Raw genomic sequence first — 16,671 nt, 5'->3', positions numbered from 1 at the left:
CACATTTTCTTTACTATGATTTCACATGGCCCTCATCAGGTTCTCAACATTCTTATCAACATAGGGATAAAAGTGTGCATTTAGAATAAGAAACAAACCCATGATTTTAGAGCTTCGGAAAATTTGACAGCGATCAAAAATTACCCTTTGGGGGTTGCTGAATTCACCGGGAAGCGGAGGTAGGGAAGGAGCTTTTTTTATCGAAACCATTCATTTTTTCACCCAAAAAAGCATCGCGTGATAACGGAAGTAACCCTTCTGTACTTTGAGGTAGCGGCATAAAAAAAACCGCATATTACAGCGGTTTTTTCTAAAATGTGTGTACTTGGTACTTATCGGCTATAAATAGCCGTAGCTTCTTTTACATCTTCTGAAAGGTCGTTCATAGAATCGACGTAGGTATAATTGTTATTATACACGCGCTCCGCTTTTTTACCGACAATAATGTGCTTCACATCAAGGTCAGGTGCATTGATATCTACTTGGTCTTGTACCCTTACGGTTTTGTCGCCCAAGTCGGTATCGAGCTCTTCCAACTCCGAGATTACGTACAGTCTACGGTCAGAAGCCCTAATTTCCTGTATCTCAAGGTCGTGTTCCTTATCGGATACTTCGGCTTCGACCACCAAACTACGTTCTGTATTTTCTTCGTCGGGCATGTCCATGGTAATGTAGGGAACTTCAACTTCTTCCTCTTCCATAACCACTACCACTTTAGGTACTTCTACGGTACGGGTGTTGGTTCCTACTTCGACGTCTGCCCAGTTCACATCATACTCGGGCAATTCCCCAGCGTCCGCTTGAATGTCGACCTCGGGCATTTCCCCGGATTCCTCTTTGTTTATATTGCAGCTTGCTACCAAGGCAACAAGGCTCATACTTGCTATTAATCGCTTCATATCTTTTTGTGTTTTAAGGTTAAAATTTTTTATCCGTTGACTATAAATGCATGTATTACTCCCGGTAGCCAAGCTAATAAGGTTAGCAAAATGCTAATTAGAAAGGCACTGCCTAATCCGTGGTTCATAAATACGGCCAAAGGCGGCAGGAGAATATTTAAAATAATAGTTAACAACGACATATAGTTTCTTTTTTGTTTCTCTCAAATATGCTATTATTCAACGGATTACATTGACGGAGAAGCCATAGTTCTTGGTTCAATCCCGAGAACTAAGTGATAGCGTTAAAAAGGCGAACGGAATGAGTTAAAACACGGCCAAATTTAGCTTTCGTACGGCACAAGACTTACGACTATATCGGCACGGGCGCGGTAAGATCATGCGCATACCATCAATTGAAGTCATTATTGTTCGAAACAGCCCAATGAGGTGGGTAGTACAGGCATTAATTTAGAAAAGCGATATTCCCTGGTGTACTCTAGATCAGCTTAGCCAGCGATACAGCACTAGAATCAGACCAATGACAAAAATTGAAGTAAAAATGAGCTTGTTGTATTTGGCCAACCAGTTCGGTAGAAAAATGTCGAAATTATCTTTTTCGGAATCGGAATAGTTTCGTGCCATGACCGTCAATGGGCACGACATACCAAAAAGAGCTAGTATAAGACCTTCACCAACGATCAGCACGATACCGATCCACGTATAAAGATCAACGGTATCGGTCAAACCACTATACACCACATAGAGGATTACCGTCACCAAGAAGGCCCAGATGAGCGTATGAACGAATTTTATGGCGAGAAGTTTTTGGGCCTTTGACATATCTTCATGCTATTTGAGAGTATATAAATGAAACGTGGTGTGCCATGGGCTGATACATTCACCAGGCTTTCATTGTTTTAATGCCACAGGTCTTTAGAAGGTGAGCACATGCCCCCACCTTAAGAGCAATAGTAGCAGAAAGGTAATTCCGGTACTGATGCCGATTACCCCCTCCCAAAAGAAGGTGCGCTGCCCCCAAAGTTTACCCTTTGAAGTACCGAATTCCTTTTTAAAGCGGCCCTTACTCAGGCGCCAGACGATAAAGGTCATCACTGCAAATAGGATTATGGCAGTCATTACCGTTCCTGTTGTTTCCATATGTCAATGCGTGGTTTAAATCGTTTCCTTTAGTACCTATGTGCCTAAAAGCTTGGCAATATGGTATATCACTGTCGTTCTAAGGTAAAGAAATAATATGAATTCCCTTTTGGAAAATGCAATCATGTGTAAGGTAAGCGGCAATGCTGCTGATCGTAGGCGTTTGCCGGTTAAGTACAAACCAAAAATTAAAGATGAGGTCTTTTTTCTTTTATAAAAGTAACGGAACCGAACCTGGGGGCGAGAAACGGTATGGTGTTCAACATAGAAATGCAGTTCGTCGAAAATTAAGAATATTTAACAGTATTTTTCTTGTTAAATTGTAAATTGTTTTGGATTTAGGCATACGACCGGCCAATTTTTCAAACTAAGTTCAATACCTATTTATAAAACATATCAGTTTGGCCCTGAGCCTATTCCGACGTTTTTTGTTTTGTAAAGTATATTTTAAAAAGACCAACCTTTTGACCTATGGGTTTCTAAATAACATCATATGAGACCACTATTGTTCCACATCTTCATTGTATTGCTCGGTGGAGTAACCCACTTCTCTACGTGTGCTCAGAAAGACTACATTAGGCGCATCAACTGTGGTAGCCAATCGTCAGTCGTCTACGAGGGTAAAGTTTTCGAAGCGGACGTATACCTTCCGGGAGCGGTAGAGTTTGATAGTGATAGTACCTATACTTCAGATTACTTATCCTTGGCAGAGCCCTTTAAAACAATACGTTTTACGACGGGTAATGCGATGCAGTATCGGTTTAATGTTCCTGATGGTATTTATGTAGTTAAACTCTACTTCGCGGAACCCTATTACGGACTAGCCCCGAATACCGATCCCAATCTTCGAGACTTTAGTGTGGATTGGGAAGAAGATGCTTTGCTATCGCGCATTGAGCTTAATAACTTGGCAGGCGGGGCTAATAAGATCCATCTTGTAGAACGGAAGATAACGGTCACTGACGGTGAACTTATTATAACCTTCAATAAGGGTCAAGGAGGTGAACCGATGGTTAATGCTATTGAACTCATAGGTACCGATGCCAAGACCTCAGAATCTCCGGAAAAATTGCTGTTTGTTTATGATACCGCCGGGAACCAAATTATTAGAGGTCCGGAAAAACCTGTTTCCGATGCCGCTAATGAATCAGACCAAGAAATCATTTATCATAACGACGAAGATCCAAAAGAAGATAAAGAGGAGACGATGGTAGATGCTTTCAAGGAAAGTATCAAAATTTTTCCAAATCCCACTCAAGCAATCCTTACACTTCAATGGGCTGACCTACCTGAAGCTCGGCTCATCGATATAAAGATAAGCGATATAGGTAACCGTATGGTGCCTATAGATTTTATGAGAACAAACACTACGGCAAGTTTTGACCTTGGGAACTACCCTTCGGGCATGTACGTGATTACTTTTTTTCTTGATGATGGTAGTATGGTTGTCGAAAAGGTATTGAAAAAATAATGCTTGTAAGTTTTTAAAATTCTTAGAAGAATGAAACTCGTGATCCGTTTTATAGGCGCCTTTCTCTTTTTTGGTTCGTTGGGCATGTTCGGGCAACAGGAGGCTACTGACGTGGGAACTACACCAGGCGCGCTAACAGTTTCTAGAGTTGGTGCGGCCATTTATAACATACCTATTGAGACACCTCCAGGGATAAGGCAGATTGCCCCCGAAATTGGAATCACTTTTAATAGCCAAGTTAGAAATTCACTTGTCGGATGGGGCTGGAATATATCGGGACTTTCATCAATAACTCGAATTGCCCCAACTTTATATCATGACGGATACAAGGAAGCAGTCAATTTTACTAAAACTGATCGATTTGCCCTTGATGGGCAACGTCTTATGGTTACATCCGGTTCTTATGGTAGTGAAGGTGCCACCTACCGTACGGAAAATTATTCAAACATAAAGGTAGTTTCTTATGGCACATCTCAATATGGTAAATTTTATGGCCCCTCTTATTTCATTGTTTATTATCCTGATGGTTCCAGGGCCTGGTACGGAACCTCTACAGCCAGTAGTCGCCTCGAATGGGCCATTGCCAAATGGGAAGACCCCCAAGGAAATTCAATAGTATATCAATACAAAATAGATAATGGGGTTCTCCGTGTCCATAAAATTTTCTATGGGGCAAAAGGGTTCAGTGGCCCCAATTCCATTGATTTCCATTATAAAAAGAGGGTGAGGCCTGAAAATTTCTACGTGGCCAACTTTCCGTTTGATAGAAATTATATTCTAGACCGTATTGAAGTCGCATCTTCTGGGGTCCCTTATAGGAAGTACCAAATTTCACATAAAGTAAATTCATTAGGCTATGAGACCATTGAACGGGTTCAAGAGTTCAACGGCTTGGGTGATTCTTTTGAGCCAATTGTTTTTAATTATGCCGATACTGAAGAAGGAATTAATTTGCTTGCGAATTATAATTCACGTACGATATATCCTGGTATATCATCAATAAATAGCGAGACTCTTACCGGGGACTTCAATGGTGACGGTAGAATGGACCTCCTTTCCTATTTTACGAACGATAAAACCAGAATCAATGTGTTTACTGACCTTCATAAGGGGTCAGATCTTAACTTAGGTTGGGAGATAGCCACTGGTGCCTTTGATAATATAATTTCAGGATCTATACTTTCCTCGAATGGAAAGATGTTGCCGGGTCAGGGAATCACCACTATTAATGAAACCTCAATTGGGGGTAATCCGTCATCCAGTGTATTGTTCAAGACCTTTGCGATGTCATCTACTGGAGCGATTTTTCAATATGATAGAATCTGGAATGCACCAAAGGCAGGAGTTTTGACCGGGTGCACTGGTAGCGACTACTTTAGCCTCATTGAAAAAAAATACATTTCAGGAGACTTTAATGGGGACGGGCTTCTAGATGTCATAGCCCTATCTTTTCCATATAGTGAACAAAATTGTACGACGAAGTTGGATTGTTTAAGGCCTGGCCATATTAGCTGCTGCGATTGTACAGAAAACGAAACAATTAATTCGAAGGCTCATTTTATAGACCTTGATCGTAATAAGACTTCGGGGTTTGTCAATTCCATTGGACAATTAAATGCGCGACTAAGCTCAAAAGATCGCCTATTGGCAGCAGACTTTACAGGAGATGGCAAGACCGATTTAGTTCACATAAAATCTGGCTATTTATATGTATACTCCCTTGAAAATAATAATAGACTAAAGCAAGTGGCTTTTCTTTCGAATGCTACAATCAATTTGGATATGCCCATCTTAATAGGAGATTATAATGGTGATGGGATGATGGATTTATCAATAGCTATCGAAGAAGGGACTAGCGAATGGCAATTCTTTCTTTTTAGAGGCACAGATTTTGAAGTTTTTAGTAAGCATATAACCGCAACCTATCATCCGAATACTCGAACTGCAAACAGTCTTGTCGAAAACCATTATATCGCCCAAGATTTTAATGGTGATGGCAAAACAGATATTCTGCGCCATATCGTCACATCTTTTTTCTCGGGTACCCGTAAAGAAAGACTTTTACTTTATACCAATTCCAATATTGAGAAATCACGGCCGATCTTCGAAAAGAAGATAGATAAAAGTTATGAGTATGCTGCAGCTGCGGGTGAAAACTATGGGTTGCCAATAGCCTTAGAGGCAAGGTTTTCGAACCGTAATTTGGAATATGGGTATATTTCAGGAAACATCCTGCGCGAGTACGAATTCTTAAAGGATAACCGTAAGGATTTAACCTTAACTTCTGTACTTAACAACGGTATTAAAAACCTTATTGAATATCACCCCTTTCCATATTCAGATAATCAGTTTTTTGGCAATGTATACACTCCGGCCAGCGATGAGGTCTATCCTTACGTGAATGTGAACAACGTTACAGAGATGAACTTAGTGAAGGGAATAGAGGAGTCGGGTTCCGGGATATTGCGCAAACGTGACTTTTTCTACGAAGGAGCGGTTGCACACGCAAAAGGTTTAGGTTTTTTGGGTTTTAAGGTTTTACATCGTAGTAATTGGTATGGAGATAACGTCGGTACCTTATGGAGTTCGTCCAGACAAGATCCTCAAAAAAATGGGGCGACAATAGAAGAGTGGACTGCTAATTACCGCAGTAAAAAGCCTTCGAATTACGTCTCAAGGACTTCATATAAATTCATTACAAAGAATACAGGGAACAAAATCTTCATTAATGTTCCCGAATCAACCATAACCCATGACGCGGTGAAAGGCGTAACCACTAGAAGAAATTATATTTATGATAGCTTTTATAATCCGACCAAGATTACAACCACTAATTCTGCGGGTAGTACTTTAGAAGAGTTTGATTATGCCAACAATCCTTCAGCAGATAATCAGCATTACTACATCGGAAGGCCTATCATAAAAATGGCAACCTCCATACTGGACGGTAACTCCTTTTTCACCCAAGAAGAATATGGCTATTCCGATAATTTATTGACCAGTATAAAGAGAAAAGGGAACGGCACCGATTATATTTTTGAAAATTTCCAGCACGATGTGTATGGTAATATAATTGAAAAGCAAACAAAGGCCACGGCGATGGAAACACGCCACCTGCGTTTCACATTTTCTGATGATGGAAGGTTCTTAGTTAAGGAAGAAAATATTGAGGGGCAGACCGCCAACTATCAATACGATAGTACAGGTAATATTATCAGTGCACTTGATTTCATGGGTAAGAAGATGCTTTTTGAATATGACGGCTGGAACCGTTTGAGAAAGCAGACTAATTACTTGGGCAAAAGCACTCGTTATTATTATGAAGAAGCTTCTGGTGGGGGTATGCGTTTATTCACAGATCATGATCAAGGAAGGGATAGCTATGAATATTTTAACGTTTTCGGATGGACATATCTCACCAATACTTTGGTTTTGAATGGAAGATGGATTAAGAAAAGCTTTAAATATGATGCGGTAGGGAGATTGACTCACGAGAGCGAACCTTACTGGGATGGCAAAGTAGCCAATCAATGGAATGTCAATATTTTTGATGAATATGGTAGAACAATTGAGAGAAGGTATTATACAGGAAAAACAGAAGTTATCGAATACCACGGGCTGGTAACGACTGTAAACGAAGGTTCCAAAAACACCATACTCACATATAGTGCCGCTGGAAACATTAAAAACCTTCAGGATTCAAGTGGAAGAATTGCATATACCTACTTTGGTAATGGTAGTTTGAAAGAGGTAGATTACTCAGGGCAAAAAACAAGCATGAGTATTGATGGATGGGGGCGGCGCACCAAATTGGTTGATCCTTCCGCCGGAATGTATACGTATGAATACAATATGTACGGTGAACTTTTGAAGGAAACCACTCCTAAAGGTCAGACGAAATTTGAATATGACAAAACCGGAAAAATCCTCAAGAAGACTGTTTTGGGCGACGAGACCGATTTGCAGATTGAATATTCATATACTACTTACTATAATCAATTGTCAAAGATAATCGGTGTAGATAAGAAAAACGGTAAGCTTTACAATTACTCGTATGGGTATGATACTTATCATAGACCAAGCAGGTTAAGTGAAGATACTCCTGGAGCCTACTATGAGAAAGATATTACATACGATACATTCGGTAGACCCTTGCGCGAAACCTATATCGCTCGCTTAAAAACAGGTATAACTATAGAGTCAAAGGTGAGGGTTCGTAATTCATATGACACCCATTCAGGGATGTTGGAGCAGATTCTAGACGATTATGATAGTTCAATTCTCTGGGAGCTGCAAGCGCATAATCAAAGAGGTCAGGCCAGTAGTATTAGCTATGGAAATGGATTTGAGCGTATTTCTAAATTTGACGTATATGGTCTTCCCAAGAAAATTACCGTTTCTAATGATAGCGGAGATGCTGTATCACATGCTTTGCATATGGATTATAGTTTTAATGCAAAACGTGGACTTTTAAATAGTCGGGAAAACTTGGCCTTTACTTTGCAGGAAACTTTTAGCCATGACCAGATGGACAGGCTAGAAAGTATTTCGGGCTCTACAACGAGAAACCAGAGTTACGATATACTAGGCCGAATTGATACGAATTCTGAAATCGGATCATATGGTTACGATAGTTCCAAGAAGTATAGATTGTCGGAACTAGTATTAAATACTAAAGGCGAGCAATATTTCAGTGGCCGAGCAACTCAATCTATCACTTACAATGTATTTAAAAAGCCTGTTGAAATCTATACAGAAGGCAAAGGAAGGGCAAGCTTTGAGTATAGTGTATTGGGCAGCAGGTCGAATGCTTGGTACGGAGGCTTGGAGGAAAACAAATTAGTACGACGGTATCACAAGCAGTACTCGGCCATCATGCCTGTGGAAATCATAGAGGATAAACGGAGTGGCAATGTAAAGATTTTGACCTATATCGGAGGCGATGGTTATTCTGCGCCCATTGTAAATATAAAAACGAAGAACAATGATATTAGCGGATATCATTATTTGCACCGAGACTATTTAGGTAGTATCTTGGCAATAACCGATGCCCAAGGGGCAGTCAAGGAGCAAAGGCAGTTTGGAGCGTGGGGCACGGTAGACAAGTTCATTGATAGCAAGGGTACAGTTTTCAATCAAGAAAGTATCTTAGGCAGGGGTTTTACTGGTCACGAGCACTTTTTTGAGTTAGGGCTGATACATATGAACGGTCGTATGTATGATCCTCAGATGGGGCGTTTTCTGAGTCCGGACAATTTTGTACAGAATCCTTTCGACACCCAAAGTTATAATCGGTATGGATATGTGATGAACAATCCTTTGGTTCATTACGATCCTAGCGGTGAGATGGCCGAGCAAGGCGGAAACGGATGGCTGTATTGGCTAGGAGCAGGTGCGGTAAGTTCTTTTGCCAGTTCGTGGGAGGGTGTTCAATCATGGGACTGGAAAGGTTTTGGCGACGCTATCGCAAGACCCTTTAGGGAAACAGGTCGTTGGTTTAGAAGACTGTTTGGTGGAGGTAGAGGGCATTCCCCGCCACCCCATGTCGTCGTGGCACCGACCGCTTCGGTGAGTATCGATCCCTTGGTTAGAACGAATGTTGGGTTACAGTCCGTTCTAACCAGTAGGGGAAGTGGTGGCGTTGCAGGAACAATATCATGGTATAAAGGCTTTAGCGTCGGAGCCCTAAGAGGTTTTGTAGCCGGAGCGGAATCTAGTTGGGATTTTGTAAAGAGCCTTACCACAGTTAATGGGTGGATTAGCTTAGGGGGAAGTTTTCTGTCCATGTCGGAAATGGCTTCAGCATATTCCCTGAATGGCGCATTACAACGGGGCCAAATGATTGACGGTACTGCCAATTTCATAGCAAGGATACCGGATATGTCACCGGGCCAACTAGGGTATTTTTCTGGGTTTGCCAGTGAGAAAATTGTAGAAGGGGTAATAGTTAGTAGAGGGGCGGAACTTTTCAGTAATACTACAATTGGGACCAGGGCCGTAGTAGTGGGTGAGGGAATGGATGCAGTAAAGACCACTGTCAAAACATTACAATCCCAAGGGGTTAATGCAAAATGGTATCAATCATGGTCTAAGAATTTTCCGACTAATCGACTGATGACTCCTGTTGAGATTAATGCTGCACACGCAAGAAATGCAAGATGGTTAAATACCAAAATTGATCAAGGGTATAAAGTCTATGATATAGGTATAGATGCTACTCGCACAACTCGTTCATCATTTTATCAACTAGAGAGAAGTATTCTTCAACAGAGAAATTATCCATCAATAATAATTCCTAGATAATATGAGTGCAAAAGACTTTGATATTATAGCTCAGAATGAATTTAAGTTTCTCGAATCTGAATATAATTTTACATTATCCAAGTGCAAGAAAGAAGATTGGGGCTATGAATTGATTTATTTGAATAATACTACAGGTGTCAAAATAGCTTATGAGTATCGTGCAGCTTACATTTTTATTATGCTTTACCAGCTAGTAAATGGAGAGTTGCATGAGAATCCTAGAAATATTGAAGATGGAACAATCATGTATGGCTATGGACTTGATGATTTAATTATTCTTTGTAATCCTGAAAGTTTAGTTAAACCCGCCTATGAGTATGGGGAACAGTCCGATTATTATAATGAAGAGAACGGCATGAGACTATATGTTAATGCCTTTGCTAATAATCTAAAAATTTTTGCAAAAGATATTCTTAATGGAGATTTTGAAATTTTTGCTGATTTAGATAAGATAGTCAAAGAACGTGCGAAAAAGTACAGATAGATGAGACATAGAAATGCTATTCAAAAATTGTCTTGAAATATTGATTTTAATTGTTATTGACACCTTTTTTTTCAAAGAGGTGTTGTTGTAACTACTTTAGAAAGTCCATTTAATTTAATCAAAGTCATCATCTAGGTCTTTAAGAATTTATGTCTTTGAGAGAATTTTCTGTAATTATGACTATCAATATATCATACTGTAGAATAAATGAGGTATGGTAAAGAATAAAATTTTACTGGTTTAAGCCTAGTTAGTAAAATTAGTAATTGCTACTAAGGAAAATAATTTAATGCCTGGACTTTTTATAACAAGACTGTTTAGTGTTTTCTATAAGTCAATTATGAAAACATTGGAGATGACATGTTGCGGGAAAAGTTTTTGGTACAGTTAACACGGATAACCTCGGATAAATTTACTGCACCTTTATGGCAAAGAGCACCAGCATCTTTTACTGGTGGAGCCAAAGGGCCTATTAATTTTTCTCACAATGCCAAAGATGGTGTGCGGATGAATTCTTACTGGGGAGGTATTGAATACTCCATACTAAAGCAGAATGACATTATTTACAAAAATGTTTATAAATGAAGATTACAAAAGATAAACTCAAAATTTATAAAAAATATTCTGGCAATATCGATAGTTGGGCCCGTTCAGGTAAAAGAAAAGAACACGAATTGATGAGTGATGATGATTGGCATCTTATAGGCGAACTGATCCAAGAGCTCGAATTGATCGAAAAGGGCTTGGTCTCGGAGGATTATAAAGATCGAATATTGTCTAAATTCAATGCCGCCTGCCCCGACGAAGCGACGAAACAGGCACTAAAAAGTTTGGTCGGCACCTATTAATTCATCATACGGGTTAGGAGAGATGAAGGGTAGTCAAGGCCAAGAAATTGGGTTCGCTGTGAAAAATAGAAGTCGACAAAAGGATTCATTGCAGTTGGGGTTGTGCTCTGCCGGTTAGTATATAAAGTGTAAGCCATTTCGAAGTATCAAAGTTTTAGTTTAGCAAAAAGTTTGATACGGGCCAACGGTTTTTATTTTACTGAGATATCGGCTATTTTTTTATATAATCTTACCAACTGTTATTCTTTTTTGGACTCTTTCAAAATTTCCACAAACTCACCAACAACTCTCATTTCTGCTGCATTTTCTTGAGTGATAATTATGTCTTGGTACGAGCTGTCGAATGAGTTTGGTCTTAGCACAATAGAAGTATGTCCCCATGTTTCTTCTGAAAAAGTCTTTGTACTAGAGTAGGTTTTGATAGTAAAAGCCGAGTTAAAATCAGGATCTTGAATATCCATGTTTTCTACTAACACAATTTTTCCATTTCTGCTGCCACCCCTATATGGTTTGAACAAGCAAATAGAACCATTGGGTATGACCCTATTCATGGATTCGCCAATGATTCTACAAGCAAAATAATCATTGTTTGAACTATTTTCAGGACCTTCAATGAGAGTAAAATCTTTTTCGGATTGTAATTCGCTAAACGAGCCCGCAGCAGCGTAAAAATCATACAATGGAATCGGGTTTCTCAACTTTTCTTCAAAATTCAACGATTGCTGAATGGGTATGACTTTGCTAGTTTTTTCTGATTTAATACTTTTGAAAACTGACTTCTCCTGTAAATAATTGTACATGATTGCCGTAACAGGGTCAGCTAAATTGAATCTGATTTTTACCACAGAAAGTTGCTTCCCACTGTCGTTCGAAATGGTGGTTTGTTCCACATGATTCAATTCAGGAGTTACCTCGCCCATGTAGTAGAAGTCCATTCCTTCATCATTGTTTTTCTTTATGAACAATGGAAGGCGAATTGGTCCGTTGTAACCTAAAATAGATTGAACATCATTACTGTTCAATGTTCTGTTGGACTTCGACATCCAATCAAACTCCTTGTTGTTTACAAACTCGTCCTCATACTTGGTTGACTCCGAAATATGCTCTTCTTTATGATAGTTTACGAAAATGGGACAATGTTCATTTTTTGGACTTACTAGATACCCGCCCACATTTTGGGCTACCGGATTTTCAGCCACATTCAATATTCTAAAAACATCTTTTCGAGAATACTTTCTGTAAAGCACAAATCCATTTTGCCATTTATCTATGTCAAATAGCTTATCGAATTCGTAAATCGAGTAGTTTGTTGAATCAAGAAGAAAGCGCTTGAAAACTTCTTGGTTTAAATTTGCAATAAACTGGTTTGAAAGGACAAAAATTCCACTTTTGATGCTTAGAATCTCAAAGTCATAAATCTTTTTGGCGGAGAGCATTTTGCCTCCCTTTTTTTCGCGAACAAACTCAAAATTTAAATTAGAAACGCAAGACTTTATGGTCTCATCAGAGATGGAGTAACCATACTTTTTAATAACCAGTTCCTTCAATTCTTTTACCGAAAGTTGACCTGATTCAATGAGTAACTTGAGAATGAGGCTTTCCTCAAGTCGTTTAGAGTTGTTTATTTCTTTCGAAAATAGCTCTAGCAGTTTTGCCTGCTTTTTTGATAGTGCCGGCTTTTCTACTTTGTCGACTTTTAGATAAAAATTGTAAAAAGAATTCGAGTAATCCACGAATAAGAAAGGGTCACGCGAACCATGCTCAATAAAATCCATCATCATTGGCATTCTCCCTAACTTGAATTTCAAAAGGTTATAATCCTTTTTCAACTCAGAAAACAATTTCATATTCGCGGAATCAATGGATTGAAAGATTCTCTCTTTAGTGATTTCATCAAAATTAATGGTGGAAGCACCTGGAATCATTCTACTGCCTTCCGTAATTAATTTCCTTAAAGAATCTTTGTTGTAGGATGTATCGCCATACAAGGCAATAGGGATGAGGTAGTTGTTTTCATAGTTTCCGATGAAATCAATTACCGTTAAATAGTTTTTTCCTTCAACCTTTCTTAATCCTCTCCCCAATTGTTGTATGAAAACAATAGCTGACTCGGTAGGGCGAAGCATGATGATCTGATTGATTTTTGGAATATCAATCCCTTCATTGAAAATATCCACGGTGAAGATGTAATCTAGTTTTTCACCTAAGTTATCCGTTTCTAATTTTTCAATGGATCTGGCTCTTTCTTCTTCAGAACTATCTCCAGTTAAAGCAATGGTTTTAAACCCTTTTAAATTGAATAATTGTGATAATTCAACCGCCTCTTTCTTTCTGGAGCAGAAGATTAATCCCCTCGTAATTCCATTATCGCTTCCGTAGAATTTGGCTTGCTCAATAATTCGCTCAACTCGTTCATTTGATATTAAATACCTGAAGTCCGATTTTTTGTCAACTTCGATGTTTTCAATCGACAAATCAGTAACGCCATAGTAGTGAAAAGAGCTAAGCATTTCCTCCTTCATTGCCCTGCTCAATCGGATTTCATAGGCAATATTGTGATCAAAGAGTTGAAATATGTCATTGCCGTCTGTTCGCTCAGGAGTTGCGGTCATTCCCAAAAGAAACTTTGGTTCAAAATGTTTGATTAGTCGTAAATAGGAGTCTGCACCTGATCTGTGCGTTTCGTCAATTATGATGTAGTCAAAATGATTTTTAGCGAAATTATCTAAGTGAGTAGATTTTGATATCGTTTGAACTGTGGAGAACACAAAATCACAATTTAACTCTTTCTGACTTCCAGAATACAAGCCCATGGTTTTGTCGTCTCCAAAAATATTTTGAAACGTGTGTAATGAGTCTTTTGCAATGGTTAATCTATGAACTACAAAAAGTAGCTTTTTAGGATTGAAAGCCTTGGCGTCAAAAGCTGACAAATAGGTTTTGCCGGTACCAGTTGCTGAAATTATCAGTGCTTTAGTCTTCTGCTCAGCCCTCAAATTTCTAAGATTTTCTAGTGCTTCGATTTGCATTGAATTTGGACTGATTTGAGATTGAGATTCGGATAAGTTTTGAGGATTATTGTGTTGGTTAAGAAGAAATTGTTTTTGATAAATTTCTTCATATGACAAAATATATTTTACCGTTACAGAAGTCCCTTTTTCAAAATCATAATGAAACTCAGATAGCACTTTTTCAACGATACCACTCTCATCCAATGCAGAAATTTTGATGTTCCATTCTTTATTAGTTGATAGGGCTTGTGCAGTTAAATTGCTACTGCCAATGATTAAGTTGTAATGCTCTTTACTCTTAAAAATATATCCTTTGGTGTGGCTATTTCCCGTTGTGGCAATTCTTAGATCTATATTCTTAAATTGCAGAAGCCTTTTTAGTGCTTCGGGTTGGGTAAAGTTTAAATATTGGGAAACCAGTATTTTACCCTTTATTTCTCGGTCTTCCAGTTCTTTGAGTTTGTTGATTATTGTAGCAACTCCGCTGGTTGTGACAAATGCAACTGAAATAAAAAATTGATTACAATGTTCAAGCTCATGAAGAATGGTCGATAGCACCTTTTTTGGTGGATTCTTTTGATTGACAAGCAACTCTGGTTGATAGTCCACATTAGATAAAATGGATTTATCTACATAACCTGTCTGTAAACTCTTAGTGAAGCTCTTGATTAGGTCATCCATTCGAAACCAGTTTATCGACAATTGGAATGTCAGCTGCTGCCCAATCGAGTGCGGTGAGCTCGTTAATTTTCAACCATTTTTGATCTATGTGTTCATGAAGTGTGAGTTCTTTCGAATCGGCTTCACACATAAAGCTATGCATCGTTAGTTCAAAATCTGGGTATTCGTGAACAACGGTAAAAAAGAAGGATTTGATCTTTGTTGAAAGATTCAATTCCTCCAATAACTCGCGATGCAAAGCTTCTTCTTTGGTTTCGCCTTCTTCAATTTTCCCTCCGGGAAATTCAAATTTCTCCGATATGTAATGGAGCTTATTTTTTGGCCTTTGAACACATAAAACCAGATCTTCCCAAAATATTACGCCTGCAACGACTTCAATCTTTTTCATTATTATCTTGCTCTATTATACTTGTTGGTAATGACCAGTAAAAAGTAGTTCGGTTATTTATATGGAAATATAACAAAAACCGGTAATATGAATTGGATATTCGTTTTCATATACGATTCGATATATCTTTCTCCAGCTGCGGCGCAGCACCGTAACTGTCTGGGATTTTGTGGTATTGGGAGTATAAATTGCCATACCAATTTGCTTTTAGCTTTGTGCTATGGCACGTTGGCCGCTTGAGCGGACAGCAGAAAGCTGGTTGTGGCAGTGCTTACCCTGCAATTTGGTTTAGCAGGTCATTCTAACACATTTCTTTTGGGGAGGGAGTGCGGAGCACGTAACGACAAAAGTGAGCTTTAGCTGAATGTGTCCTAAACGCTTGGTATAAGCGTAGTTCGGGATTTCAGAGCAAATTACTGTGCCCCAAAACCAAACTTTTGTAGCTGCCAAAATACTCAAATTTAGCACTTTCGTCCGCATTGCGCTTATACAATGTTACAGGCAGTGTTTTTCTCATTGATTCAATTGCATTTTCAAAACTGTTCGTCTGTTAATTGCTTATTTACTATTGCTCCCGTCATGCCACCTGTATAAACAGCGTTGGCAATAGAACGCATTCCTGAGTTATCTCCACAAGCAAAAACACCTTCTATATTTGTTTCTTGAAAATTATCCACTTTGATATAACCTTGCTCAGTCAGTTCGCAACCTAAAGTTTCTGGGATGTCCGAGTGCTGTTTGAATGGAATTGCGGCATACATCACATCAAATTTCATTTGAGTGCCGTTATTAAAAATCACATTCTTGATATACCCACTTTCGTGTTCAATTTCTAAAATTTCGTCAGCTATAATCAGGATGTTATGTTTATCGAGTTTTGTTAGTTGTTCGCTAGTAAAATCTGCTTTCCCTGTACTTAAAATGGTAATATCGTTCGTTAAATTATTGACCAATGATGTTACGTGAAATGCATCTTCTCCATTTGATAAAATTCCTGTTTTCAAAGTTCTAAATTCATAACCGTGGCAATACGGACAATGAATTACAGAAATCCCCCAACATTCTGAAAAGCCTTTGATGTCTGGCATTATATCCCTTATTCCTGTTGCAAAAATGAGTTTTTTCGCTTCGAATTCTTCACCTGATTGCGTGTTGATTATAAAGCCGTTTTTGGTTCTCTGCCCACTAACAGCTAGGCCATTTAACATTTTAACGGTATCGTATGTTAAAACTTGTGTCTTGGCTTTTTCCGCTATTTCACTTGGTTTTACTCCGTCTTGTGTGATGAAATTATGAGAATGTGGTGTTTGTCGGTTGCAAGGCAATCCACTGTCAATAATAAGGACACTTCTTATTGAACGTCCTAAAGCCATTGCAGATGAAAGCCCTGCATAGCTTCCACCTATGATAATCACATCAAATTCTTTTTTGTCTGTCATACTATTG

11 protein-coding genes are annotated in these 16,671 nt (G+C 38.8%); 4 read left to right on the top strand and 7 right to left on the bottom strand.

Features of this window, described 5'->3' with window-relative positions:
• Positions 1-332: 332 nt before the first annotated feature.
• From F2B13_RS10930 to F2B13_RS10915, 4 genes are all read right to left on the bottom strand, one after another.
• Positions 333-899, bottom strand: coding sequence for a hypothetical protein (locus tag F2B13_RS10930; protein WP_149272953.1), 567 nt, complete (start codon positions 897-899; stop codon positions 333-335).
• 29 nt (positions 900-928) lie between these two features.
• Complete coding sequence (locus tag F2B13_RS10925; protein ID WP_149272951.1) at positions 929-1,081, bottom strand: YqaE/Pmp3 family membrane protein; 153 nt, start codon at positions 1,079-1,081, stop codon at positions 929-931.
• Positions 1,082-1,382: 301 nt separating this feature from the next.
• Positions 1,383-1,721: a hypothetical protein gene (locus F2B13_RS10920; RefSeq protein ID WP_149304156.1), complete on the bottom strand. Its 339-nt coding sequence runs from the start codon at positions 1,719-1,721 to the stop codon at positions 1,383-1,385.
• 93 nt (positions 1,722-1,814) lie between these two features.
• A complete protein-coding gene (locus F2B13_RS10915; protein WP_149304155.1) occupies positions 1,815-2,039 on the bottom strand; it encodes a hypothetical protein in 225 nt (74 codons plus the stop codon).
• Positions 2,040-2,532: 493 nt separating this feature from the next.
• On the opposite strand from F2B13_RS10915, the gene F2B13_RS10910 reads away from it, so the two are divergent.
• The 4 genes from F2B13_RS10910 to F2B13_RS10895 all read left to right on the top strand — a co-directional run bounded on the left by F2B13_RS10910 (position 2,533) and on the right by F2B13_RS10895 (position 11,145).
• Entirely contained in the window at positions 2,533-3,510 is a 978-nt protein-coding gene (locus F2B13_RS10910) for a malectin domain-containing carbohydrate-binding protein (RefSeq protein ID WP_149304154.1), read from the top strand.
• Between the two features lie 30 nt (positions 3,511-3,540).
• The gene (locus F2B13_RS10905) at positions 3,541-9,813 is read left to right on the top strand and encodes an FG-GAP-like repeat-containing protein (protein ID WP_149304153.1); all 6,273 of its coding nucleotides are present in this window, start codon (positions 3,541-3,543) and stop codon (positions 9,811-9,813) included.
• 1 nt (position 9,814) lies between these two features.
• Entirely contained in the window at positions 9,815-10,297 is a 483-nt protein-coding gene (locus F2B13_RS10900; RefSeq protein WP_149272941.1) for a hypothetical protein, read from the top strand.
• Positions 10,298-10,878: 581 nt separating this feature from the next.
• Complete coding sequence (locus F2B13_RS10895; RefSeq protein WP_149304152.1) at positions 10,879-11,145, top strand: hypothetical protein; 267 nt, start codon at positions 10,879-10,881, stop codon at positions 11,143-11,145.
• 239 nt (positions 11,146-11,384) lie between these two features.
• Here the strand turns inward: F2B13_RS10895 and F2B13_RS10890 are convergent, their stop codons facing one another.
• From F2B13_RS10890 to F2B13_RS10880, 3 genes are all read right to left on the bottom strand, one after another.
• Positions 11,385-14,837 (bottom strand): DUF3427 domain-containing protein, encoded by a 3,453-nt coding sequence (locus F2B13_RS10890; protein ID WP_149304151.1) that lies wholly within the window; start codon positions 14,835-14,837, stop codon positions 11,385-11,387.
• A complete protein-coding gene (locus F2B13_RS10885) occupies positions 14,830-15,225 on the bottom strand; it encodes a (deoxy)nucleoside triphosphate pyrophosphohydrolase (protein ID WP_149304150.1) in 396 nt (131 codons plus the stop codon). The genes F2B13_RS10890 and F2B13_RS10885 overlap by 8 nt, the downstream gene beginning before the upstream one ends.
• A 533-nt stretch (positions 15,226-15,758) precedes the next feature.
• On the bottom strand, positions 15,759-16,664 hold the full coding sequence (locus tag F2B13_RS10880; protein ID WP_149304149.1) for an NAD(P)/FAD-dependent oxidoreductase: 906 nt from the start codon (positions 16,662-16,664) through the stop codon (positions 15,759-15,761).
• Positions 16,665-16,671 lie beyond the last annotated feature (7 nt).

It is taken from the genome of Pareuzebyella sediminis, assembly GCF_008367235.1.
In the GTDB taxonomy this organism is placed as follows: domain Bacteria; phylum Bacteroidota; class Bacteroidia; order Flavobacteriales; family Flavobacteriaceae; genus Pareuzebyella; species Pareuzebyella sediminis.
This window is presented reverse-complemented; position numbering and strand designations above follow the sequence as displayed.

Excerpts from the sequence above, each read along its gene's own strand:
- F2B13_RS10920 (WP_149304156.1), bottom strand. The coding sequence starts at position 1,721 with ATGTCAAAGGCCCAAAAACTTCTCGCCATAAAATTCGTTCATACGCTC.
- F2B13_RS10915 (WP_149304155.1), bottom strand. The coding sequence starts at position 2,039 with ATGGAAACAACAGGAACGGTAATGACTGCCATAATCCTATTTGCAGTG.
- F2B13_RS10900 (WP_149272941.1), top strand. The coding sequence starts at position 9,815 with ATGAGTGCAAAAGACTTTGATATTATAGCTCAGAATGAATTTAAGTTT.
- F2B13_RS10890 (WP_149304151.1), bottom strand. The coding sequence starts at position 14,837 with ATGGATGACCTAATCAAGAGCTTCACTAAGAGTTTACAGACAGGTTAT.
- F2B13_RS10895 (WP_149304152.1), top strand. The coding sequence starts at position 10,879 with ATGAAGATTACAAAAGATAAACTCAAAATTTATAAAAAATATTCTGGC.
- F2B13_RS10880 (WP_149304149.1), bottom strand. The coding sequence starts at position 16,664 with ATGACAGACAAAAAAGAATTTGATGTGATTATCATAGGTGGAAGCTAT.
- F2B13_RS10925 (WP_149272951.1), bottom strand. The coding sequence starts at position 1,081 with ATGTCGTTGTTAACTATTATTTTAAATATTCTCCTGCCGCCTTTGGCC.
- F2B13_RS10930 (WP_149272953.1), bottom strand. The coding sequence starts at position 899 with ATGAAGCGATTAATAGCAAGTATGAGCCTTGTTGCCTTGGTAGCAAGC.
- F2B13_RS10910 (WP_149304154.1), top strand. The coding sequence starts at position 2,533 with ATGAGACCACTATTGTTCCACATCTTCATTGTATTGCTCGGTGGAGTA.
- F2B13_RS10905 (WP_149304153.1), top strand. The coding sequence starts at position 3,541 with ATGAAACTCGTGATCCGTTTTATAGGCGCCTTTCTCTTTTTTGGTTCG.
- F2B13_RS10885 (WP_149304150.1), bottom strand. The coding sequence starts at position 15,225 with ATGAAAAAGATTGAAGTCGTTGCAGGCGTAATATTTTGGGAAGATCTG.